Here is a 1,943-nt window from a genome sequence, read left to right on the forward strand (position 1 = left end):
CCGCCACCGTGCCCACCGTGGTGGCCCGCCGCGCGGGTGCCACCCCCCCCCCCCCCAAAGGCCGCCCCCGGGGTGTGAGACAGCCCGGGCGGGCCCCCCGGGGGGGGGCGCCGTGGCCCGGCCACGGCGGCCACGCCCGTGCGCTCCTGCACGGCGGTGGCCAGGCGGGCGGCGTCCTGCTCCGAATGGGCCAGGAGCAGCAGGGTGGGCCCGGAGCCGGAGACCATGGCGCGCAGGGCACCCTCGTCCAGGCCGACGTCCATGACGTCGGACAGCTCGGGGAAGAGCGTCACGGCGGGGGTCTGGAGGTCGTTCTCCATGGCCAGGGCCAGCGCCAGGGGGTCCGCCTGGGCCAGGGCGCGGACCACGTCCGCGTCCACGGCCGGCTCCCCCTGCCCCTCCGGAGCCCGACCGAGGGAGCGGAGCTCGTCCAGGGTGCGGAACACGATGGGAGTGGACAACCCGGCGTCCGCGGGCACGAGCACCAGGTGCACGGGCCGACGCGCGGCCACCGGGGTCAGCTCCGAGCCGGTGCCCCGCCCGACGGCGGCCCCGCCGGTCACCGCGAACGGCACGTCCGCGCCGAGGGGCGCGGCCAGCTCGGCGAGTTCGGAGCGGGTCAGGCCGGTGTCCCAGAGGACGGAGCACGCCAGCAGCGCGGCGGCCGCATCCGCGGAGCCGCCGCCCATGCCGCCGGCGACGGGGACCTGCTTGGACACCTCGAGGTGCACGCCGTGGGTCTCCGGGGCCAGGCCGAGGCTCTGGCGCAGGTGGAGGGCGGCCCGGTGGGCGAGGTTGCGCTCGTCCCAGGGGACGTCCCGGGTGTCCACCGAGCTGGGCTGGCGGGTGGACTCGGCCAGGGTGATCCGCGCGTCGCCGTCCGGGCGGGCCACGGCGGTGACGGTCTCCGCCAGGCTGACCGCCAGGTAGACGCTGGCCACGGGGTGGTAGCCGTCCGGGCGTGGCGGGCCCACGCGCAGGGAGAGGTTGACCTTGCCGGGCGCGCGGACGGTGACGTGGCGGGCGTTCGGGCCCGGGAGGCCGCTCACGACGCCGCCTCCGGCCGGTGTTCGGCGATCCGCGCGAACGCCGCGATGTCCAGGGCCTCGCCGCGGGCCTTCGGATCCACGCCCGCGGCCACGAGCGCCTCCTCCGCGAGCGCGGGCGAGCCGGCCCAGGTGGCCAGGGCGGCGCGGAGGGTCTTGCGGCGCTGGGCGAACGCGGCGTCCACCACCGCGAACACCTCACGGCGGTCCACGGCCTGCGTGGGGGGCTCGCGACGGGTGAAGGCGACGAGGCCGGAGTGGATGCGCGGCGCCGGCCAGAACACCTGAGTGCCGATCACACCCGCCTTGCGCACGTCCGCATACCAGGCCGCCTTGGCCGAGGGCACGCCGTAGACGCGGGAGCCGGGTCCGGCGGCGAGGCGGTCCGCGACCTCCTCCTGGACCATGACGAGGCCGTGGCGCAGTCCCGGCAGCACGGCCAGGGCGTGGAGCAGCACGGGCACGGCGACGTTGTAGGGCAGATTCGCCACCAGCGCGGTGGGCCCGGAGGCGGCACCGGCCGGGCGGACGGAGTCCAGGCCCTCGGCGGTGAGGGTCATGGCGTCCGCGTGGAGCACGGCGAGATCCGCGGCCCGCTCGGGGCGGAACTCGGCGGCGGTGGCGGGCAGGCGGGCCGCCGTGACGGGGTCGATCTCCACGGCCGTCACGGCCGAGGCGGCATCCAGCAGGCCGAGGCTCAGGGAGCCGAGGCCGGGGCCGATCTCCAGGACGTGCTCGTCCGGGGCGAGGTCCGCGGCGGCGACGATGCGGCGGATGGTGTTGGGGTCGATCACGAAGTTCTGCCCCCACTGCTTGGTGGGGCGCAGGTCCAGTTCGGCGGCCAGACGGCGCACGTCGGCCGCGCTCAGGAGGGGCGCAGTGGCGGGGGCGTCGGGG

At 77.5% G+C, this 1,943-nt stretch carries 2 protein-coding genes; both read right to left on the reverse strand.

The window, feature by feature from the left end; all coding sequences use genetic code 11:
• A partial coding sequence (locus tag MHY29_RS11915) for a 4-(cytidine 5'-diphospho)-2-C-methyl-D-erythritol kinase (RefSeq protein WP_239241501.1) occupies window positions 1-1,049 on the reverse strand: 1,049 nt, incomplete at its 3' end.
• Window positions 1,046-1,943 (reverse strand): 16S rRNA (adenine(1518)-N(6)/adenine(1519)-N(6))-dimethyltransferase RsmA (gene rsmA, locus MHY29_RS11920; RefSeq protein WP_239241503.1); only part of this gene is annotated, 898 nt, incomplete at its 5' end. The genes rsmA and MHY29_RS11915, both read right to left, overlap by 4 nt.

This window comes from Micrococcus sp. ACRRV (assembly GCF_022346985.1).
Lineage (GTDB): Bacteria > Actinomycetota > Actinomycetes > Actinomycetales > Micrococcaceae > Micrococcus > Micrococcus porci.